Source organism: Haloferax sp. KTX1 (genome assembly GCF_902410085.1).
Lineage (GTDB): Archaea > Halobacteriota > Halobacteria > Halobacteriales > Haloferacaceae > Haloferax > Haloferax massiliensis.
The window spans coordinates 12,169-31,419 of the sequence record NZ_CABPRH010000016.1 but is presented as its reverse complement, the minus strand read 5'-3'; the positions used below and the strand labels follow the sequence as shown (position 1 = coordinate 31,419).

The following is a 19,251-nucleotide window of genomic DNA, read 5'->3' as shown; positions in this document are numbered from 1 at the left end:
CAAATCCCGATTCTCGTCGAATCGGATTCGGAGAGGGATTGATACGACTGCCAATCCCAGGTGTAGATACTATGACTGATACACTTCCGTTCGATGCCGTCCGCGAGCTCGACGTCGACGGGACGACGTACAAGATGGCCGATCTTCGAGCACTCGAAGAGCAGGGGCTCTGTGACCTCGACACGCTCCCTGTGAGCATCCGTATTCTGCTTGAGTCGGTGCTCCGGAACGCCGACGGCGAAACTGTTACTGCAGCGGATGTCAAGAATGCTGCTGGCTGGAAGCCAGACGTACCGGACGCAGAGGTTCCGTTCTCTCCATCACGAGTCGTCCTACAGGATCTCACTGGCGTGCCCGCAGTTGTCGACCTGGCGGCCCTTCGATCCGAAGTCGACCGCAAAGATCGGGACCCGACCCTGGTCGAACCAGAGATCCCTATTGATCTCGTAATCGACCACAGCGTCCAAGTCGACTACTTCGACTCCGAGGACGCCTACGAGAAGAACGTCGAACTGGAGTACGAGCGCAACGCCGAACGGTATCGCGCGATCAAGTGGGCGCAGAACGCCTTCGAGAACTTCAACGTCGTCCCGCCGGGGACCGGCATCGTGCACCAGGTGAATCTCGAGCATCTGGGCCGGATCGTCCACGCCCGCGAGCGAGACGGTGAGAAATGGCTCCTGCCGGACACACTCGTCGGCACGGACAGCCACACCCCAATGATCGGTGGCATCGGTGTGGTCGGCTGGGGCGTCGGCGGCATTGAAGCGGAAGCGGCAATGCTTGGTCAGCCGGTCACGATGAAACTTCCCGAGGTCGTCGGCGTCCGCCTCGAAGGCGAATTACCCGAGGGCGCGACGGCGACGGATCTCGTGCTCCACATCACCGAACGGCTCCGCGAGGTCGGCGTCGTCGACCGGTTCGTCGAGTTCTTCGGTCCTGGTGTGGAGAATCTCACAGTCCCCGACCGGGCCACGATCGCCAATATGGCGCCCGAACAGGGCTCGACGATCAGTATGTTCCCGGTCGACGAGCAGACGCTCGAGTATCTCGAACTCACCGGGCGTGACCCCGCCCACATCGACCTTGTTCGCGAGTACCTCGAAGCGCAAGGGCTATTCGGAGAACAGGAACCGGAATACACCGAGGTCGTCGAGTTCGATCTTTCGACTGTTGAGCCGAGTCTCGCCGGACACAAGCGGCCACAGGACCGGATTCCGATGGGGGACGTGAAACAGAGCTTCCGGGGACTTCTCCACGGGGAGTTCGAAGACGACCTCGATGATGTCGACGAAGACGCCCTACAGCGGTGGCTCGGCGAAGGTGGTGCAGCTGGTGCGGAGACCGACGGCGGTGTTCAGGTCGAACCCGAATCGGAACTGCACCCGTTAACCAAACGCGTCGAGGTCGACCTCGACGGTGAGACAGTGGAAATTGGACACGGAGACGTCCTCGTCAGCGCCATCACGAGCTGTACGAACACTTCGAACCCGTCGGTGATGATCGCTGCTGGTCTGCTTGCCCAGAACGCCGTCGAGAAAGGTTTAGATGTCCCGCCGTACGTCAAGACGAGTCTCGCACCCGGCAGTCGTGTCGTCACGCAGTACCTCGAGGAATCGGGCCTGCTTCCGTATCTCGAAGAGCTCGGGTACGCGGTCGTCGGCTACGGCTGTACCACTTGTATCGGGAACGCCGGACCACTTCCTGATCCCATCGATCAAGCGATCGACGACCACGACCTCTGGACGACGAGCGTCCTCTCCGGGAATCGGAACTTCGAGGCGCGTATTCACCCGAAGATCCGCGCGAACTACCTCGCGAGCCCGCCGCTCGTCGTCGCCTACGGCCTCGCAGGGCGGATGGACGTCGACCTCGAGAACGAGCCGCTAGGCACCGACGAGGAGGGGGAATCGGTGTATCTGGCGGACATCTGGCCCGACGCAGCGGACGTGCAGGCAGCAATCCACGAGAACGTCTCTCCTGAGATGTTCGAGGAGAAGTATGCCTCTGTGTTCGAGGGTGACGAGCGGTGGGCTGCTCTCGACGCGCCCACAGGTGACGTCTACGAGTGGGACGACAACTCGACATACATCCGAGAGCCGCCGTTCTTCCAGGACTTCCCCCTCGAAAAACCCGGCGTCGCCGATATTGAGGATGCACGCTGCCTGCTGACACTCGGCGATACCGTTACGACCGACCACATCAGCCCTGCTGGCCCCTTCGGATCTGACCTCCCTGCCGGCCAGTGGCTGCTCGATAACGGCGTTGAGCCGCACGAGTTCAACACCTACGGCGCGCGCCGGGGCAACCACGAGGTGATGATGCGGGGAACGTTCGCCAATGTCCGCATCGAGAACGAGATGCTCGACGATGTCGAGGGTGGCTATACGATCCACCACCCAACCGACGAGCAGACGACCGTGTTCGAAGCCAGCCAGCGCTACCGCGAGGAGGGAGTCCCGCTCGTCGTGATGGCAGGCGAAGAGTTCGGTACCGGCTCCAGCCGGGACTGGGCGGCGAAAGGAACGGACCTACTCGGTGTTCGCGCAACCATCGCCGAGAGTTACGAGCGCATCTACCGCGACAACCTCGTCGGCATGGGTGTGCTCCCCCTGCAGTTCGATGATGGCGACTCGTGGGAATCTCTCGGTCTGGATGGGTCTGAGATCTTCACGATCCACGGCCTCGATGACGGGCTCGATGTGATGGACGAACTGACCGTTATCGCCGAGCGCGCGGACGGGTCGACTGCCGAGTTCCCGGTCACAGCACAGGTCGGCACGCCGGCCGCCGTGACCTATATCGAACACGGCGGCATCCTCCACTACGTCCTTAGACGGCTCCTCATGCGATAATCTCTCTCAACTGACTCTATTTCTGGAAGCACAAGCAACACGAAAAACTTTGAGTCCAAATTAGCGTTTCAATCGTGCGTAGACTCTGTTCGGATGATGCCCGCTACGTTATCCATCTGAGCTGAAACGTGTGCGCTCTCACCAGCAACATGCGTAATTAAATCGTCCAGAGTGATCATCCCGATAACGCTCCCGTCTTCAACAACCGGGACGTGTCGAGCACCCACTTCGTTCATTTGTCTCAGGACTTTTGGAATCTCAGCATCTGCTGGCACAGTAAGTGGGTCACGCGTCATCACGTCAGCAGCTCGTACGTCGTCTCCACTCGTCTCGGCTGTGAGCACACTTAACTCGCTTTCCTCGGTGAGCAGGTTAGCAATCAGGTCTCGATCGGTGATGATACCAGAGATCTGATCGGATTCTTCGACGACCACGTACCTGGACACCGCGATTGGGAGATCATCGTGTGAGCGATCTCGGCAACCGTGGCGTCAGGCGTGACACGGGCGACCGACTCATCAGCAATACGACCAATATCCATCCGGAGGTCAGTTGGTCTGGTACCCATGCTAATCAGTACGACTCATAACAGGAAATAGCTTAGCATCAGCTGGTCGTCATAGAAATCCTCCACTCTTCAACCGTGAGAGACGACAATCTCCAAACTTTGTGAAGTTACAAAGGAGGCCGACCCGTCGGAAATCTTCGCGACACTCGACGACGAGTACGCCCGCGACATCCTCGTGGCGACGAAGACCGACCGCCTGTCTGCGAAGGAGCTCAGCGAGGAATGTGACATGTCACGCCCGACCGTCTCGCGCCGTGTCACCCGCCTCGTCGAGCAGGGCCTCCTCGAGGAGTATACGCACGTCGACCCCGGGGGACGGCACTACAGCGAGTAGGAGGCGCGCCTCGAACGCATCGAAATCCTCCTGCAGGCGGAGGGCTTCGACGTCAACATCGACATCCAGCCTGACCCCGCCGACCGGATTACGACCATCTTCGAGGAAATGCGGGGAGACTGAATCATGGACCACACGCTATTCGTCATCGGCAAACTGTTCACGACCGCGTTAGCACTGGTCATCGCATATCAGGCCTATCGCGGGTACCAACGACATCACACGCAGTTACTCCTGTACGTCGCCGCCGGCTTCGCATTGGTCGGGCTTGGCGGCCTCCTTGAAGGCGTCCTCTTCGAACTCCTCCAGGTGTCGATCTTCGAAGCAGGATTCGTCGCAGCACTCGTCACCGCAGCCGGGATGCTGTCTATCCTCTACGCCCTGTATGCCCCGAATTCATAAGGATTCAGGACGCCCATTCGACAAGCGGCCTCTGCGCGTCGTGCCCGGTTCGAAGCCGCTACTGTTCGGACTCCCCTCGTTCTCGATAGTGTAGCGTCGCAGTGGGAGTTATATCCATATCGGTCGTACCATATCGTATGATTCGAACACTCGTCGGTGTCCTCGGCGCTATCTCAGCGCTGTTCCCGGACGAAATCGTCGAGCTCTTCGAGAAACTCGCCATTTCGAATCCAGACGAGGGAACAGTGAGAGGGTGGATACGTCCAGCAGTCCGGTCGGAGGGTGTTCTGATAGCTGCGCTTTCACTCTTTAACGGGCGAGCATACGCATTGCTGATGAATCTTACCGGCGTGTTCGGTGCGATAGTCCTCTTATTTCCCGACCTGTATCAGAGATTTGCCACCGCGTTCCTGTACGAGCGTCCAGAGTCGATAGAATGGAACGAGCGATTCCGCTTGGGCATTCGGGCTATCGGCGCACTCTATGTCTTTTTAGCGGCGAAGACGTACAGAGAGCGTCACAACGATACTTGAGCCACCTCGCTATTGACACCTGGCGCATCCGATGTCTAGTTCGTTACGGCCGCAGGTATCACTTTGAATCTAAAGTTTGAGCCCCACGATATCAGTATGATCGAAGGGGAAATCCGCTAAAGAGAGGAGGCCGTGTGTATCCCTGTATGACGACGACGATCATCGTGGAAGGCATGACGTGCGGTCACTGTGAGCAGACGGTCGAAGAGGCCCTCGAAGAGGTATCCGGCGTGACTGACGTGACCGTCGACAGGGAGAGCGAACAGGCGAGCGTCGATGGTGAGGCAAATGTCACAGCTCTCGTGGAGGCCGTCGAAGACGCCGGGTACACCGCTTACGCCTGAGAATCGCGCGGACCACTCCGAGACAACGGCCAACCGTTGTCTTTGAAGCTTCGCTACGCTGGTCCTGCTGTACAGTTTCAGTGGGGAAGATTCAGGGGGCCAGCGGATCCACCTCTACAGAGAATATGGGCTATGGACGACCACAAAGATACAAATGAGAATCCCCCTGGAGGGGAACACCAGCAGGACGACAGCAGTCACCAGCACGAACACGGCGAGCAGGATGAATCGGACGCCGAGTCGGACGAGCAGCGGGTAGAACAGGAGCTACTGGAAGAAGAGGCACACCCTGCTGCGGAGAGTGAGACGGTGCTCGACGAGCAGCACGAGCACGCTGGACACGAGGGCGAAGGACACGACCACGGTTCCCATGAGGGCCACGGTGAGGGGCATGGCGGGATGCACGAGGGCCACGAGCAGATGTTCCGCCGGCGCTTCTTCGTCTCGACGCTCCTGTCGATCCCAGTCCTGCTATACAGCGAAATGCTGCAGGAGTGGCTCGGGTTCTCCGCCCCCGCGTTCCCGGGCAGCGAGTGGATCAACCCCGTCTTCGCGGTCATCGTCTTCGCGTACGGTGGGATGCCGTTCCTCCAGATGGCGGTGCCGGAGCTGAAAGACCGGTCGCCGGGGATGATGACGTTGATCTCGATGGCGATCACCGTCGCGTTTGTCTACAGCCTCGCGAGCGTGATTTTCCCCACACAGTCGGCGTTCTTCTGGGAGCTCGTCACGCTGATCGACATCATGCTGCTGGGCCACTGGATCGAGATGCGGTCGGTCCGGCGGGCCTCCAGCGCGCTCGACGAACTGGCGAAACTGATGCCAGACACCGCCGAGCGTATCACCGACGACGGGGAGACCGAAGAAGTTCCCGTCAGTGAGCTCTCGGAAGGCGATCTCGTGCTCGTCCGGCCGGGCGCGAGTGTCCCTGCTGACGGCACCGTCGAGGAGGGTGACTCCGACGTCAACGAGTCGATGATCACCGGCGAGTCCAAGCCCGTCTCGAAAGAGCCTGGCGACGAGGTCATCGGCGGCACCATCAACGGCGACGGGAGTCTCCGTGTTCGCGTCGGTGCGACGGGCGAGGAGACAACACTCGCGGGCATCATGCGCCTCGTCGAGGAAGCTCAACAGAGCAAGTCCAAGACGCAAGTGTTGGCCGACCGGGCGGCCGGCTGGCTGTTCTACGTCGCGCTCGGGGCGGCAGTCGTGACCGCGATTGCGTGGACGGTCGCAGTCTCGTTCGACGCGACGGTCATCGAGCGAGTCGTGACGGTGCTCGTCATCGCCTGCCCACACGCCCTCGGGCTCGCCATCCCGCTGGTCGTCGCGATCAACACCTCACTTGCAGCGCGCAACGGGATGCTCGTCCGCGACCGAATTGCGATGGAGGACGCGCGGAACTTGGATGCCATCATCTTCGACAAGACAGGAACGCTTACTGAGGGTGAACACGGCGTCGTGGATATGGCGACCGTCGACGGCGTTGACGAGGACGACGCGCTCGGGCTGGCGGCAGCCGTCGAGAGTGACTCCGAACACATGATCGCCCGAGCGATCCGTGAGGCCGCCGACGAGCGAGATGTAACTACTCCTGACGCGACAGCCTTCGAGGCGATTAAAGGCAAGGGTGTCCGGGCGAATGTCGACGGAAACGAGGTGTACGTCGGTGGCCCGAACCTGTTGGCCCAACTCGATAGCGAAATTCCCGACCATCTCCAGCACTTCGCTGACGAGGCCGGTCAGAACGCCCAGACTGTGGTGTATCTCGTTCGTGACGGAGAGCTGATCGCCGCCTTCGCGATGGCCGACGTGATCCGCGAGGAGAGTTTCCGCGTCGTCGATGCCCTCCACGATCTGGGCATCGAGGTGGCGATGCTGACTGGGGACTCCCAGGACGTCGCCAACGCTGTCGCTGACGAACTGGGTATCGACACGGTGTTCGCTGAGGTCCTCCCCGAGGACAAGGATGAGAAAGTGCAGGAACTCCAGGACCAGGGGAAGCTGGTGGGGATGGTCGGCGACGGTGTGAACGATGCGCCGGCGCTGACGCGAGCCGACGTCGGGATCGCCATCGGGAGCGGCACCGACGTCGCCGTCCAGTCGGCAGATGTCATCCTCGTGCAGAACAACCCGATGGATGTAGTGCGACTCGTGAAACTCAGTAAGGCGAGCTACCGGAAGATGCAGGAGAACATCGTCTGGGCCGCCGGCTACAACGTGTTCGCGATTCCGCTCGCAGCAGGCGTGTTGGCACCGATCGGGATTCTGCTGTCTCCCGCTGTGGGTGCGCTTCTGATGTCGTTGAGTACAGTAATCGTCGCCATCAACGCGCAACTGCTCCGCCGGGTGGATCTATCCATCCCCGAGCTTCCAGGAGTGACACCATCCACTAGCACCCAAACTGCAGACTGAAACTCTGCCTGATCGCTTTAGGAGGGGTTTTTCGATTGCATACGGTTGGTATTCGGAATCAGAAAATCGGTGCAGTTTGGATAGATGGCACTCTGTAAACCGATTTAACGGGCTATAGATGCCAGTTTTCCCACTCACGCCGCGCCTCTTCTTGAGAAGCTGGTTGTCCTCACACGAGTTATCTCAGCATAGTTGATTCCAGAATCTCCCGACCAGTTTCTCACCCTCAACGTCGAGCAGGATGATTGAGTCATCATCAATGAAGGTGTTAGCTATGAGTGAACGAAGCGTAGCTGCGAGACTTACAGAGTACTTGTTTGTGCTGACCGATTCAACAGCAGCGGTTCCTGCGCAAAGAGGATGGGATCGCGCCGCTTGTGTGACTGGCTGATGGGATAGCTCACATGACTTCTCAGGAGCACCGATTGACCGACGCCTACCTTGTCGGGTTGACACTCACAGAGGCACTCAAAGCCGATCAGTCCCTCTGCACGGCTCTTCGAACTCTGGAGGGGCCGTTCGATTCGCTCAATGACGGCTACCCAGAGTGGCATCCAGCACCGCACTCGTTCGAGGGGATGGTACGCTTGTTACTCTACCGCGAACTCACTGGCGAAAGCTACCGTTCGCTCGCCCAGTATCCCGAACTCGCAGTTGTCTTCGACTTGGAGAAAATCCCCGACGAATCGGTGCTCTCGCGGACCTGGCGTAACCGGTTCGACGAGGCGACCCGGGAGTTCGTCACCACAGCCGCCCACTACGTCATCAAGGAAGTCCACGATCGCGACATCTCAGCGCCGGAGGTGCGGCCTAAGGCAGAGATCGTCGACGATGAGCAAGAAGCCGCAGATCCAGTAGAAGACAAATCCTTCTCACAGGAGGAGATCATCCAGACAACGCGCCTCGCGCGTGATCACGCCTTCGGTCACTTCGACTCTGGTCGGGCGTCGAACGCCTCGTACGAGGACACACAATTCTTTGAGCTACAGACGTTCATGGGGATGGTCCACTGTGGAACTGCGCAGGGAGCGACTCGCTTCCAATATCGCCATGGCGAAGAGTACAGCCCCCATGGTGATACCCACCTCCGCGCCGTCAAGCAGTTCGATCCCGAAGAACTCGTGAACGGATTCAACGAGACAACGGATCGCTTGCTCTCCGTGATCGCCTCGGAAGCATCCTTTCGAAGGCCGGTCACCGCTGCAATCGATATCACGACTATTCCCTATTACGGAGAGGTCGAAGGAATGCCGATGGTCAGCGGGACCAAGGACAGAGACGGTCGAGCATTCAAATTCGCAACCCTCTCGATCATCGGGCAGAACATCCCGCTCGTTCTGGCGGTTGAGCCGGTCCGTGAGAGTTCCGAGTGGGATGAGAACCCGTCGAATCAGATCCATCGTACTGTGCGACGGCTCGTTCGACGAGCGAAAGAACAAGTTCCGATCGAGACGGTGCTGTGTGATCGAGAGTTTGACTCGATACAAGTGTTCCAGACACTCTCAAACCTCGATGTGAACTACCTCATTCCGAAGCGAGTCTCAAGCTCCGAACGGGATGTGCTCGAACAAATGGAGGGAGACGACCAAGAGGTGGCTGTTGAGTCGGCTTCTATCCATGTAGAATCTGGATCGCATCCAATGCGGCTCCTGTACGTGCCGTCGACGAGTGGGGAGGGAACGGCCGTCTTCGCGACGAATCTACGAGTCGGTCCTGAGGAAGCCGAGACATTCTGTCAGCGCTACAGCCGCCGGTGGCAGATCGAGAGTGAGTACAAATCGATCAAAGGTGATTTTCTCGCGAAGACCTCCTCGAAAGACTACCGCATTCGTTTGTTCTACTTCGTTTTCGCGGTCCTCTTGTACAATATCTGGCGGCTCACCGACTTCCTGCTGAAAGCGAGTGTGGGAGGTGAGATGGACTACGCACCTGTGATTACTGCGGGTGAGTGTGTTGAGCTCGTTGCCTCGTCGTTGATTCCACACGACTAACCGGCTGATCCCCCTGAGTCCGCCGTTTGGGAGTGACAACCCTAATCAGGAGCGGCAGAATCTACGCAATTTCGCACGTCCGCCCAGTAGATGCGATCGGTAAGGATCCAAATCAGGACTGGTCGGTGAGAAGAACCACGAAGTGATGTTAATTCGATCTGAAACTGGGCTATCCTCCGAAACTGTGAAAAGTCAGAGTTTCGGAGGATGGGTTCTGTTGCGTGCCTTATTTTCACAGATTGTGTGGTTGGGTAGGCTCCTGTCCGGTGATTACCGAACCGATAGAGCGTATGTCGCTCAGAAAAGTTTTCTGAGTGGAAGGAAACCGGAACCACCAGACTTCTCCTTATTCACGGTGATTTCGGTTGAACAGAAGGCACGCATCAATTCCATCCTCCGAGGTTGTGAAAAAGTGGACCAGTGTATAGACCGGATTCCTCGCTGCATCAATTCCACAGACCAATAAGAATATTACCCGTGCCAAATTATCCTCTAGTAACAGGAGCAGCGAGACCACACTATGTCCCCCACGATCACATTTGGCCAAAGTGCGACTGAAACAGTGGCCAATGAATTCGGACTTGAAGTCGGCGAAGATGGCTATCTCGTCGACGAAGACGGCGACCCCGTCATCCCTAGTGGGAGCGATGAGCCGATGACCCTCGAGGAGTTTGCTGGAACAGGTGTTGGTTCTCGGGTTTTCATAAAGGACGATTTCAACTCCGTCTCAGAATACGTCGAAGAACACCGTTCCGACACCTGAGATGGCGGATAGCGGAGAAGAAGAAAACGCGAACCTTGTTGAGACAGCCATCCGTCTCGTCCGATCTGAACAGGTTATCGCAGTCAAGGACCGAGTCTTCGAGGTTGCTACGAGAGGCTTCAGGGCAGTATTTTCCCACACAATCTCTGCTGACGAGGGTCCGAAGACGATCTACAATCAGGATATTCTAGAACACCCTGAGCAAGAGATAAAGATCGTCGAGAAGGGTGAGAGCGTCGAACCCTTCCAAGAAATTGAGGTCGATGGGGAAACAATCATCGAGCTCAACCTCGACGCCTTTAGTGAGGAAGGCAAGCGAGAAATTCTGGACGAGATCATACCAACGGAAGCTGATCAGGGGCGGTTTCTCAAACACGAACAGGAGCAAGAGTTCGAGGTCGCCGAACAGGCCCGAAAAGATGAGAAGACCAACGAGATTTTAGACCACTTCTCATCGTATCTCTCTTCTCGCCAGCTGAAGCTACTACGTAGAAGCCAAAGTATCCGTATTGCCTGGGAAAGAGAAGATCGATATACTCCCCGGCGAACGATGCAAAAATGGAAAAACGATCTGAAGCAACAATTTGGCGACTCCGCAAATATTGTCTCAAACTTCTGTAGCTCTGGGTACTACGACGAAGGAGGAGTTCTTCGGCACATTATGGACGGCCTCTCCTCCGAATACGAGGACCCCGAACAAATACAAGAAGAATACGAGGAGATCGTACTAGAGCATCCCTTCGTCGTCTATGTTGGAAGATACGATACTCCGGAACGAGTGAAAGAACAAGCCAGAACACGCATATCTGAGCACGATTCACACGTATACACGATTCCATACATCGATATACGGGCTCAAGGACGCGATAATAGGCAGACTGCGGAGCAAGCGCTGGAACGGCTTGAGGGGGAATTTGCAACCCTTCCAGTCGAAACAATCGAAGACGATAGAGAACTAGTCTATCGTATTGATCCGAAAAATGCGGAGCCCCTTTGAGATATGTCCGCAAGTGATCTCAACGACCTACTCAACACCCCGAAGCTGTTTCTTTTCCTGCCAGCAGTCAACCACACATTACTGGTAGCAACGACAACCCGGAGCTATGAGTTTGTTCTCTGTCTGCTAGCCGTCGCTTCATCAGCTGTTGTTTATAATATACTGGACGGGATTCCCGTTGATCAGGCAGACAAGGTCAGCCTCTCAACGACAGCAATGTTTGTATTGGGAGGCGTGGTCTGGCTCGTGACTTTAGGGTTCAGCCTACTCAGACTCAAAGACGCCTTTCCTCAAGAGTGGATACTCCATGAGGTGCTATTCTTTGGGACGGTTGGATTCCTCTTCGTCGTTTTAACTCACCTCTTTTTGCTGACTGAGGATAAATATGAGAACGTCCTCTGAGCTGAGACAAAGAGATCGGCGAGTTCCTCCTCAATAGAGGAGTCGGACGCTCTCTATCGACAGATCTTGAGGGAATAGACAACATCCAGTGAGAAGAGACTGGATTGTGAAAGCCGCGGAAGGGCTTTGGAACGCCGGTTGAAATTGATCGCAATTACTGCCAGTTGCACTCTCGGAGGTTATCTAGATTATTGTCGATCCTGTCGTCCGGATTGGTCCGAATCGTTTCGTAGCCACAGCTACAGTCGTATTTCTCGACTTCAGCCGTTTTACCGGTGGTTTCACTCTTCGTATAGAACGTGGTTCCCCGATCTATTTTCGCTCGTACCTCGTCGACTTCGAACCGCTGGTCCGCTCCGTTCGGATCGTCCCCTACGCCAACGGCGACGATGTGTGCGGCGTCGTGTGAAGCGCCAGCCGGTTTCTGGTCCGTACAAACAATGCGATATAATACCATAGTAGAGTGTTGAACGGATTGCTCAAAAGGGTATGTAAACCGAAGTGAAACTGAATCCTATCGGAGCACCTATAGCTAAAACTATAGGGCTCTACAACCCCTTCGTCGCCTGTTTCCGGGCCGCTTCGCGAACCGCTTCGAACTCTTTAGGAGCTGCTTCCTGGAACCCCAGTCGAAGCGCGAGTCGAAGGATCTCGCTCCGATCGACATCACCCTCCTCGAGATTCAACTGGCGTTGAAGTGCGTGGCCGACGTCCATCAGTCGATCAGGATTCTCCTCGAGGGCGCGAATAAACGCCGCGAGATGGCCATCCCACACGCTAATCGTCTTCTGTTTGTCCCCGGCCTCGATGGACTCCAGTTCATCAAGGATATCCTCGACAAGAACGCGTTTTGCGTCCTCGGCAGCAGCTTCCTCGAGGCGGTCCCCGTGCGACGTCTGTTCCCGGAGTGCCGCGAGATCGTCGTCCTCCTCAGACATGAGCCTCACCTCCGAGACGTGCGACGAGCGTTTCAGCAGCGGCAAGATACGCCTCACGGGCGCGACGGGCTGTCGTCGATGGTTCATCGAGCGAGAACGCAGTCATCCCCCGTTCAGCCGCGTTCCGAATATCTTGCGAATACGGTATGTAGTCGGGCGCGATCGCGTCAGGATACTCCGCTTCGAACGCATCGAGATATTCTTCAGCCAGCTTGGTCCGGGTATCGACCTTGTTCGGGAGCACGAGTGCAAGATCGATGTCGACGGCGAAATTCTCAGCAATCTTCCCGAGATCACGTCGCAACGCATCAGCCTGCTCGGCCTCGAACGGACCCATCTCGACAGGCGTAATGACGTGGCGAGCGGCCCACAGTCCGTTGTACGCGACGTTGTTCGTCATCCCTGGGAGGTCAACGAGGACGACGTCGTAGCCAAGCGGGTCGACGTACGTGTCGAGAAACTGCTCCAACCGACTGTACCGCTCGCGGGCATCGTCGATATTTCCGAGTTCAGCATCAAGCGTGTCGAGTCCAGGGTGGGCTGGGATGAGGTCAGGTCCCTCAGCAGTTGGAACAACGAGATCAGCAAGAGCGTCATCGCCCAGCTTCTCAGCGATCGTCCCCCACGCGTCGTCGAAGACCGTGCTGATGTTCGGCCACGCCTCGTCGGCCTCGATCCGCGCCTGATAGTCCCCCCAGACGCCGAAGTGTTTCGCGAGATCCCCCTGCTTCCCAGCAAGATCGATAAGTAAGACCTCGTTTCCCAGTTCCTCGAGGGCGACGCCGAGGTGGGCGACGGTCGTTGTCTTCCCAGTGCCGCCTTTATCCAGGAACGCGGCGGCGCGTAGTGTCTCGCTCATTGTCGTATCCCTATAGTAACTCCTATAGCGAAGCCTGTATGCTTAAAAATACGTCAGACACCCCGTTTTCTACAGGCTATAGGATTCCCTATAGCCAATTCGAGTTGTCTCACTCAGTTCAGTATCTTCGTCGAGAATCGCCATCTCGATGTCGGACTGCTCCGACAGGTGAGACGCCTTCTCAGATCGGGCTTGCACGCCGTCACTGCAACCGGGGGGTAAACCGATTATCGGCGGGGTAGTACAGCTACAGCACCAGCGCATCAGCCATCAATCATGCTCGGTGAACCAGTCCGGAGCGCCTGTGTACTCGGCCCAACATCGCTCGTGACACGGCTCTCCCCTAGCGTTCGGAATCGCCCGGTCCAAGTCCACTCTCTCGCCACAGAGATCACACTCTGCTCGGTGCCCCATTTGCCGCGCTTCAACATCCAGATCCTTGACTTCGATGTACAGTTCGTGTAGTGCATGGGGCGTCAATCGAACGAGCACCTTTTCTCGCTCGTCCTTGGTTCGTCGCTCAGGAGTGTACGTTAGCACCCAGTCCTGACCTTCTTCACCATCGCCGGCTGGCCCTAGCGAGATCGTCTGTGCGAGCTCGTCAGGAACGTAGTGCCACTCGTTGTTTCGGAACCGAGGGTAGTGGCCTTCCGGGTGCGGGTCTTCAGGATCGATATCGTTGGTCATAGTTTACAGAGCGTGTGAATATGGCAACCGAAGGCCAGGGTTATCCATCCTCTTCCCACTCTGGTCGTGGTGTCGGCGACGGGAGTTCATCGACCGCAGTTCGAAGTTCTTCCTCTGTCGTCCACGGGAAGCACCGATCGTGTAGTTCGAATTTACGGAACTTGTTGAGATGGACCCAACTGTAGGTCGCTGGTTCCTCATCTTCGTCCACTCGGTCATCAAGAATATCCCAGACCTCGTGTTCGTCGATGTCGATATCGCTAGCCTGTGCGCGATCAATGAGCGAGTCGATCTTCGAGTGGGCCTCATCCTCCGTCAAGTCGTCCGCGAACGCAATTTCAAGAGCTGCCTGGACGACATGGCGTTTCGACTCAAGATTTTCGTCAGCCACCCACGCGTAGTCGCGTGGGAACACGTACGATTTGTCGAAATACGGCGAGTCATCGATCTCGCCTAATTCCGGCGCTTCACCACCGCTTTCCTTCTCGAAGACACCGACGATGTAGTCGCTGTACGTCGCCAACAGGGAAAACATGATATCGAACGTATTGAGCCGGTCAGTCGGCAGCTCGAGGAGATCGCCCATTATGAACGGATACGCGCCGAGTTGCTTCGTGAGTTCATTCTGCACGGCGCGGAGACGGCGGATATAGGGATCGCGATAGCTACCGAGAATGAAATACGACGTCCGCTGACTCCAGAGATACGGCAATTCACGCTGAGTGAAGCGCCATATCTCTCGCTTCTCCGCCGGTTCGAGTTCAATGCCGCCGACCGCTTCGTGGACCAGCGTCATAATGTCCGCAGCGTCTGGCGGTGGACTCGGTTTACTCATTAGCTGCCGATTCAGACCACAGAACCTTATCTCTTCTGAACCACTTTGGTCTATTCGATAAACACCAACTTGGATAGCCCTAACTGTTATAGCGCCGCTGCTCGTAGAGACACGTATGAGCGAGAGTCACAGCGGAACAGCTGATGCGGGCCCGTTCGCAGAGCAGCAGCGGCTGTTCAAGCTGCTGTCCCAGGATACACGCCACCTCATCATCCAGGAGCTTCTCGGCCATCCCGCCCATCTCATGTCGCTCGCCGAACTCGAGTATATGACTGGAAAGAGCCAGGCGGCCATCAAAGACCAACTTGAGACGCTGATTGACGCCGGGCTCCTCGCACGCTACACGTACGAACCGAGCGAGGGGAAACGGGACCTCCCCTCGCAGTTCTACGGTTTCACGGCTCGAGGTGTCGAGGTTCTCCACGACTACAAGTATCTACGTGGGCTTCCGGTTGCTCGAGCTCTCTACGAGAACACCCGCAAGACTGAAAAGATCGAACGCCACGAATCGGCACCGCGACCGGAACTGCCAGCGGCGGTTGCAGAGGCACTCGAGTTCGACGAACCTGATCTCGAATAATGCACCTGGTTCGGACATCGCCGAAATCAGCCTAACTCGTAGCCGGCGCGGAATATGTCCAAATGCTGCTTCGTGGTGTTATGATTTCCTATAGGAATTACTATATCCAGTCAGAGAAACGAGATAGCTGCTGACGAGAGTTGGAGCCCAGTTATTTTGTGACTGTCGGAAGGATTGGGAATATGGATTACCTCGATGCAGTCGTTGAGGCGACAGGTGAACACGATAGCGCACTACGGGAGATTCTTCAAGAAAACCATAGTGAAGAGGAAGTTCGAGAATACCTCTCTGATGCGATCCGCTCGAAGATCCGCCGAGATTTCGTCGCATCCCACCTCGAACAAACCGTAGAGAACGCAGCTACACTCCCAGAATTAGACGATCCACCGGAGCTGCCCGAGAGATCCGATGAGGAGCCCATTCTGGTTCGTAAATACCTCGATCTCTCGAAGTTCGTTTCGTTGCTACAGGATGGGATTTGGTTCAGCCGACTCGACAATTTCGACGATGACTACGAAGGGAGGGTATCCGATAAAACGGTCAGGCATCGGTTTGATCAGTGGGAGTACCTTGAATTCGAAGACGACCCACCGCCGTATGATCTGCGGCAGATGTACGCCGCAGAAGACGAAATCCTCCGAAAGCAATCCTTCGTGTCCTGTTGGCGGTATGGTGGAGAGGAGTCGGCTGTCTTCTGGAACGCCTACATCAACGACGGAAATGGGGTCGCCGTCGAGACAACCTTGGATACACTTTCATCAGCAATGGAACGGACCCATCGTGAGGTCCTGACCGGGAAAGTCAATTACAGGGAATACAAGGGGAGCGACGAGCGGTTCGCAGCAAATGGAGTTGACCGAGTATTCCACAAGCGTATCGCCTTCGGGGATGAGAAAGAGTTGCGCCTCCTAGCGAGACAAGAGCTCAACAATCTGGATCTGGAGGTGAGTGAAACGGGGGATATCGATATTGAAGTCGACGCCGATCCAGGCTTCAATCTAAAAGTGAATCCAGGAGACCTGATCGAGCGCATTATCCTCCCGCCCGAGATCAACGATCGTCAGTTGACGCAAGTCGTCCAACTAATGGAATATCACGACATCACCGCAGAGATCTGGCGGTCGATGTTAGATGTGAGCCCTGGTACGACGGCCCCAATACAGGTGACGGGCGATGATGCTGGGAAGATTGCTCGGGATGACATGAAACGCGCCAGGCTTGTTGACAAATCCAGGTACAGGTAGAGAGGAGGAAAGTGGGGAACAAATAGTTATCCAGTAAGAACAGGTCTTATTGACGTGTTTTGAACTTCGATAAGAACTAGACTATAGGACATCATATAGCCTGAGGAAAGTGACTGTACTTCACGAACTCAGGCCTTCTTCTGCAAGAGACATCGCAGACTCAGAGAGTCGATAGCGATAGGGAGCGTGACGGAAGATGACCCGACCGTAGCCATCACCTTTGTCCACTTCGCTCTCCTCAATCGCGTCAACCGCCCTATTCAGTTTCGACAACTGATCCCCTTCGCGAAGATAGGATTCAACCTTGTCTGGCCGGATATCAAACTCGTCCGCCAGAATAAATCGAAGGGTCCGATGACCACCATCCGCACGGATTACAGTGTCACCAGCGTACTCACCGTTACCAGGCTGCATCGGGCTATCAAGCCGATCCACCATATCGTTGATGAGACGTTCGATCTCCTCTTCAACCGTTTTCTCTACCTCTCCATTGATGATCTGGTCTCGCCGTTCACTGATCACATACATCGATGGACCGGGGGGCTGGAACTCTTCAAGGATATCAAGATCAACGAGATGATTAAGAGCAGTACTGAACGAATGCTCGAACGTCAACCGTTCCGCGATGTCGTTTCGAGTCAGGCCCTCTGACTCTGGTCCGATTCCCTCTTCGTACAAGGCAGTCACAATAGAGATCTGATCATTAACGCTGGGGAGCTCTCCCTTCTGGTCTTGAATATAGGCAGCAATCGCATCGCTGCCGGTCAGCTCCTCGTCCTCACTCTCATCCCCCGGACGTGGAGCCTGCGCATATTTGTCGATTTCATCGGTTGTTTCCAGCATCTCGTACATATCCCGCAACGTGCCCTCAGCTCCAAGCAGCCCCATCTCCTCCAACAGGTCGCGACCGACATCGGTGAGGCCGTAGAAGCGCCACGGCAGATCGCGCTTGCGCTCGCCCTTCGGAAGCGTACACTCCTCGATGATATCGTTCTCGATCAGCACCCCGAGATGTTCGCGGATGGTACTCTTGCTCTTGCTCGGATTCACGTAGTCAAGCTCTTTGAGCGTGGGAAGCTGCTGCGGATGGGAGAGAATGTTCTGAATCAGGACAAACCGAGTCTCTTGCGTAACAACGTTCAGGCGCTGTCGCTGGTTCTCAACCGTACTGTCGATTGCATCGGTCGTATCGGGGTGATCCCGATGCGTCGTGTTGTGGGCCATGATTTTGATGGACAGCTACAGTCGATTGGGGCACCTGCTGCAGCTATCGCTGAGTGGTCGTACTCCCGTCCTTAACAGAGGATGGGAGTGACGAAATACCGGTCTATAGCGGGTTATCCAACCGGTATCGCGGTGCTGGTTGTGTTGCTTGTGTTCACGCTAGCGTATAGTCGCCGGCGCTATAAATGCTTTGGTGGAAACCACATTGGTCTAAACCGTTGTGGTCGAAAGGGTTTTAATTTGGGCGCGCGAACGGGCTGGTAATGCCGGACAGCTCCCCGGAGAGCGACCTTGAGGCCCGAGCTCAACGGCATCACTACCGGTCGTTAACGCCGGAAGAGTACGAGAGCCTCAATCACTTTCGAGCCGACTGGGCGGATATCGCCGCAGAGGCCGATAACCGATTTTTCATATTGGGGAGTTTCGCCGAGGGCGACGTCGACCGGGTGAACCAGCTAAAGGACCACATCAATCGAGAGACGGGCGATGACGCCGTCGCCTACAGGATGGACGACTTCCTCCCTGATACTGATCTCATCCTCCACCCGATTCTGAAATTCAAGCTCATCGCCGACGACTCACACTACGTCGTCGGAGTCTGTGAACACGACCAAGGCGGCGCACTCATCGAACACGGACTGCTGATCGAATCACGATCGTATATCGACAAAACCCATATCCTGAAGCGAACCTATCCACCCGAGCGCGAGAAAGAGCAGTACAGCTGGATGCAGGCCTTCGGCGTCTTCGAGATCTTCGAGTACTACGACCAGCTCTACGAATGGGAAACAGTGCCAGAATACGAACAGCAGATTGAGGACCTCGTCGAGGGACTTCTGTGAGAAAGTTACGCGGAGTAGCTACTCAGAGACCGGCCCCTTGTACTCCCAATCGAGACGGTCTCCCTGTCGACGGACGATATACTTGTAGGGGCCATGTAGCGCCCCAGATTGGCATTTGCAGTTGTCCTTGCCACAGCTGACCTTCTTAATCACGACGGTTCCTCCACTGGATTCCTCAACGGCTTCAATCGATTCGCCCTCGCCAGCGTCGATGTCCTCGGCGGCGACATCCTGGCGGTACTCAAGCAGGTCGTCGATCCAGTCCTGGAGGGCGCGTAAGTCCGTGTCGGATTGCTTTGGGACGCCCTCAGCGAGATACTGCGGAAGCGAATCGGGAGCAGGGGGCCGAATGGGCATTGTCTTACCAAACAAGACAGTCTGTTAAAGAATAAATGTTTGGTAAGAGTCGGAGATACCCTCCACCAGTACCGGAGCTTT

At 56.4% G+C, this 19,251-nt stretch carries 21 protein-coding genes; 13 read left to right on the top strand and 8 right to left on the bottom strand.

The window, feature by feature from the left end:
* The first annotated feature begins 71 nt into the window (after positions 1-71).
* Complete coding sequence (gene acnA, locus FY251_RS18700) at positions 72-2,855, top strand: aconitate hydratase AcnA (RefSeq protein WP_148416537.1); 2,784 nt, start codon at positions 72-74, stop codon at positions 2,853-2,855.
* A gap of 68 nt (positions 2,856-2,923) precedes the next feature.
* On the opposite strand, the gene FY251_RS18695 is transcribed toward acnA, so the two are convergent.
* Positions 2,924-3,289 (bottom strand): cyclic nucleotide-binding/CBS domain-containing protein, encoded by a 366-nt coding sequence (locus tag FY251_RS18695; RefSeq protein WP_148416536.1) that lies wholly within the window; start codon positions 3,287-3,289, stop codon positions 2,924-2,926.
* A 309-nt stretch (positions 3,290-3,598) separates the two neighbouring features.
* On the opposite strand from FY251_RS18695, the gene FY251_RS23200 reads away from it, so the two are divergent.
* The 9 genes from FY251_RS23200 (at position 3,599) to FY251_RS18650 (ending at position 11,604) form a co-directional block, all read left to right on the top strand.
* Complete coding sequence (locus FY251_RS23200) at positions 3,599-3,757, top strand: winged helix-turn-helix domain-containing protein (RefSeq protein ID WP_255516752.1); 159 nt, start codon at positions 3,599-3,601, stop codon at positions 3,755-3,757.
* Between the two features lie 126 nt (positions 3,758-3,883).
* Positions 3,884-4,159 carry a hypothetical protein gene (locus FY251_RS18685; protein ID WP_148416535.1) on the top strand — a complete coding sequence of 92 codons (276 nt, stop codon included), beginning with the start codon at positions 3,884-3,886 and terminating at the stop codon, positions 4,157-4,159.
* Between the two features lie 137 nt (positions 4,160-4,296).
* The gene (locus FY251_RS18680) at positions 4,297-4,692 is read left to right on the top strand and encodes a hypothetical protein (RefSeq protein ID WP_004594583.1); all 396 of its coding nucleotides are present in this window, start codon (positions 4,297-4,299) and stop codon (positions 4,690-4,692) included.
* A gap of 146 nt (positions 4,693-4,838) precedes the next feature.
* Entirely contained in the window at positions 4,839-5,036 is a 198-nt protein-coding gene (locus FY251_RS18675; RefSeq protein WP_004594582.1) for a heavy-metal-associated domain-containing protein, read from the top strand.
* Positions 5,037-5,168: 132 nt separating this feature from the next.
* A complete protein-coding gene (locus FY251_RS18670; RefSeq protein ID WP_148416534.1) occupies positions 5,169-7,451 on the top strand; it encodes a copper-translocating P-type ATPase in 2,283 nt (760 codons plus the stop codon).
* 578 nt (positions 7,452-8,029) lie between these two features.
* Positions 8,030-9,442 carry a transposase gene (locus FY251_RS18665; protein WP_379812511.1) on the top strand — a complete coding sequence of 471 codons (1,413 nt, stop codon included), beginning with the start codon at positions 8,030-8,032 and terminating at the stop codon, positions 9,440-9,442.
* Between the two features lie 520 nt (positions 9,443-9,962).
* The gene (locus tag FY251_RS18660) at positions 9,963-10,205 is read left to right on the top strand and encodes a hypothetical protein (protein WP_148416533.1); all 243 of its coding nucleotides are present in this window, start codon (positions 9,963-9,965) and stop codon (positions 10,203-10,205) included.
* A gap of 1 nt (position 10,206) precedes the next feature.
* On the top strand, positions 10,207-11,202 hold the full coding sequence (locus FY251_RS18655) for a hypothetical protein (protein ID WP_148416532.1): 996 nt from the start codon (positions 10,207-10,209) through the stop codon (positions 11,200-11,202).
* A 3-nt stretch (positions 11,203-11,205) separates the two neighbouring features.
* The gene (locus tag FY251_RS18650; RefSeq protein WP_148416531.1) at positions 11,206-11,604 is read left to right on the top strand and encodes a hypothetical protein; all 399 of its coding nucleotides are present in this window, start codon (positions 11,206-11,208) and stop codon (positions 11,602-11,604) included.
* A 154-nt stretch (positions 11,605-11,758) separates the two neighbouring features.
* On the opposite strand, the gene FY251_RS23435 is transcribed toward FY251_RS18650, so the two are convergent.
* The 5 genes from FY251_RS23435 to FY251_RS18625 form a co-directional block, all read right to left on the bottom strand.
* Positions 11,759-12,061, bottom strand: coding sequence for a DUF3892 domain-containing protein (locus FY251_RS23435; protein WP_148416530.1), 303 nt, complete (start codon positions 12,059-12,061; stop codon positions 11,759-11,761).
* A 91-nt stretch (positions 12,062-12,152) separates the two neighbouring features.
* Positions 12,153-12,542, bottom strand: a complete 390-nt coding sequence (locus FY251_RS18640; protein ID WP_148416529.1) for a hypothetical protein — start codon at positions 12,540-12,542, stop codon at positions 12,153-12,155.
* Positions 12,535-13,401: a ParA family protein gene (locus tag FY251_RS18635; protein WP_148416528.1), complete on the bottom strand. Its 867-nt coding sequence runs from the start codon at positions 13,399-13,401 to the stop codon at positions 12,535-12,537. The genes FY251_RS18640 and FY251_RS18635 overlap by 8 nt, the downstream gene beginning before the upstream one ends.
* A gap of 270 nt (positions 13,402-13,671) precedes the next feature.
* Positions 13,672-14,088: a hypothetical protein gene (locus FY251_RS18630; protein ID WP_148416527.1), complete on the bottom strand. Its 417-nt coding sequence runs from the start codon at positions 14,086-14,088 to the stop codon at positions 13,672-13,674.
* A 40-nt stretch (positions 14,089-14,128) separates the two neighbouring features.
* Positions 14,129-14,923, bottom strand: a complete 795-nt coding sequence (locus tag FY251_RS18625; protein ID WP_148416526.1) for a hypothetical protein — start codon at positions 14,921-14,923, stop codon at positions 14,129-14,131.
* 115 nt (positions 14,924-15,038) lie between these two features.
* Between FY251_RS18625 and FY251_RS18620 the strand changes: the two genes are divergently transcribed.
* Both FY251_RS18620 and FY251_RS18615 read left to right on the top strand, forming a co-directional pair.
* Positions 15,039-15,503, top strand: coding sequence for an ArsR family transcriptional regulator (locus FY251_RS18620; protein ID WP_148416525.1), 465 nt, complete (start codon positions 15,039-15,041; stop codon positions 15,501-15,503).
* A gap of 182 nt (positions 15,504-15,685) precedes the next feature.
* Entirely contained in the window at positions 15,686-16,747 is a 1,062-nt protein-coding gene (locus FY251_RS18615) for a DUF2971 domain-containing protein (RefSeq protein ID WP_148416524.1), read from the top strand.
* Positions 16,748-16,867: 120 nt separating this feature from the next.
* Here the strand turns inward: FY251_RS18615 and FY251_RS22845 are convergent, their stop codons facing one another.
* A complete protein-coding gene (locus tag FY251_RS22845) occupies positions 16,868-17,971 on the bottom strand; it encodes a hypothetical protein (protein WP_222847846.1) in 1,104 nt (367 codons plus the stop codon).
* Positions 17,972-18,234: 263 nt separating this feature from the next.
* Here FY251_RS22845 and FY251_RS18605 point away from each other — a divergent pair, with 263 nt between their 5' ends.
* The gene (locus FY251_RS18605) at positions 18,235-18,813 is read left to right on the top strand and encodes a hypothetical protein (RefSeq protein WP_148416523.1); all 579 of its coding nucleotides are present in this window, start codon (positions 18,235-18,237) and stop codon (positions 18,811-18,813) included.
* 18 nt (positions 18,814-18,831) lie between these two features.
* Here FY251_RS18605 and FY251_RS18600 read toward each other — a convergent pair whose 3' ends face one another.
* Positions 18,832-19,170, bottom strand: coding sequence for a DUF6788 family protein (locus tag FY251_RS18600; protein ID WP_148416522.1), 339 nt, complete (start codon positions 19,168-19,170; stop codon positions 18,832-18,834).
* Between the last annotated feature and the right edge of the window lie 81 nt (positions 19,171-19,251).

Bases quoted from the DNA above. Each gene is read 5' to 3' on its own strand.
- FY251_RS18680 (WP_004594583.1), top strand. From the start codon at position 4,297: ATGATTCGAACACTCGTCGGTGTCCTCGGCGCTATCTCAGCGCTGTTC.
- FY251_RS18605 (WP_148416523.1), top strand. From the start codon at position 18,235: ATGCCGGACAGCTCCCCGGAGAGCGACCTTGAGGCCCGAGCTCAACGG.
- FY251_RS18625 (WP_148416526.1), bottom strand. From the start codon at position 14,923: ATGAGTAAACCGAGTCCACCGCCAGACGCTGCGGACATTATGACGCTG.
- FY251_RS18620 (WP_148416525.1), top strand. From the start codon at position 15,039: ATGAGCGAGAGTCACAGCGGAACAGCTGATGCGGGCCCGTTCGCAGAG.
- FY251_RS18665 (WP_379812511.1), top strand. From the start codon at position 8,030: ATGGTACGCTTGTTACTCTACCGCGAACTCACTGGCGAAAGCTACCGT.
- FY251_RS18630 (WP_148416527.1), bottom strand. From the start codon at position 14,088: ATGACCAACGATATCGATCCTGAAGACCCGCACCCGGAAGGCCACTAC.
- acnA (WP_148416537.1), top strand. From the start codon at position 72: ATGACTGATACACTTCCGTTCGATGCCGTCCGCGAGCTCGACGTCGAC.
- FY251_RS18635 (WP_148416528.1), bottom strand. From the start codon at position 13,401: ATGAGCGAGACACTACGCGCCGCCGCGTTCCTGGATAAAGGCGGCACT.
- FY251_RS18650 (WP_148416531.1), top strand. From the start codon at position 11,206: ATGTCCGCAAGTGATCTCAACGACCTACTCAACACCCCGAAGCTGTTT.
- FY251_RS18600 (WP_148416522.1), bottom strand. From the start codon at position 19,170: ATGCCCATTCGGCCCCCTGCTCCCGATTCGCTTCCGCAGTATCTCGCT.
- FY251_RS18660 (WP_148416533.1), top strand. From the start codon at position 9,963: ATGTCCCCCACGATCACATTTGGCCAAAGTGCGACTGAAACAGTGGCC.
- FY251_RS18685 (WP_148416535.1), top strand. From the start codon at position 3,884: ATGGACCACACGCTATTCGTCATCGGCAAACTGTTCACGACCGCGTTA.
- FY251_RS23435 (WP_148416530.1), bottom strand. From the start codon at position 12,061: ATGGTATTATATCGCATTGTTTGTACGGACCAGAAACCGGCTGGCGCT.
- FY251_RS18615 (WP_148416524.1), top strand. From the start codon at position 15,686: ATGGATTACCTCGATGCAGTCGTTGAGGCGACAGGTGAACACGATAGC.
- FY251_RS18640 (WP_148416529.1), bottom strand. From the start codon at position 12,542: ATGTCTGAGGAGGACGACGATCTCGCGGCACTCCGGGAACAGACGTCG.
- FY251_RS22845 (WP_222847846.1), bottom strand. From the start codon at position 17,971: ATGGCCCACAACACGACGCATCGGGATCACCCCGATACGACCGATGCA.
- FY251_RS18655 (WP_148416532.1), top strand. From the start codon at position 10,207: ATGGCGGATAGCGGAGAAGAAGAAAACGCGAACCTTGTTGAGACAGCC.
- FY251_RS18675 (WP_004594582.1), top strand. From the start codon at position 4,839: ATGACGACGACGATCATCGTGGAAGGCATGACGTGCGGTCACTGTGAG.
- FY251_RS18670 (WP_148416534.1), top strand. From the start codon at position 5,169: ATGGACGACCACAAAGATACAAATGAGAATCCCCCTGGAGGGGAACAC.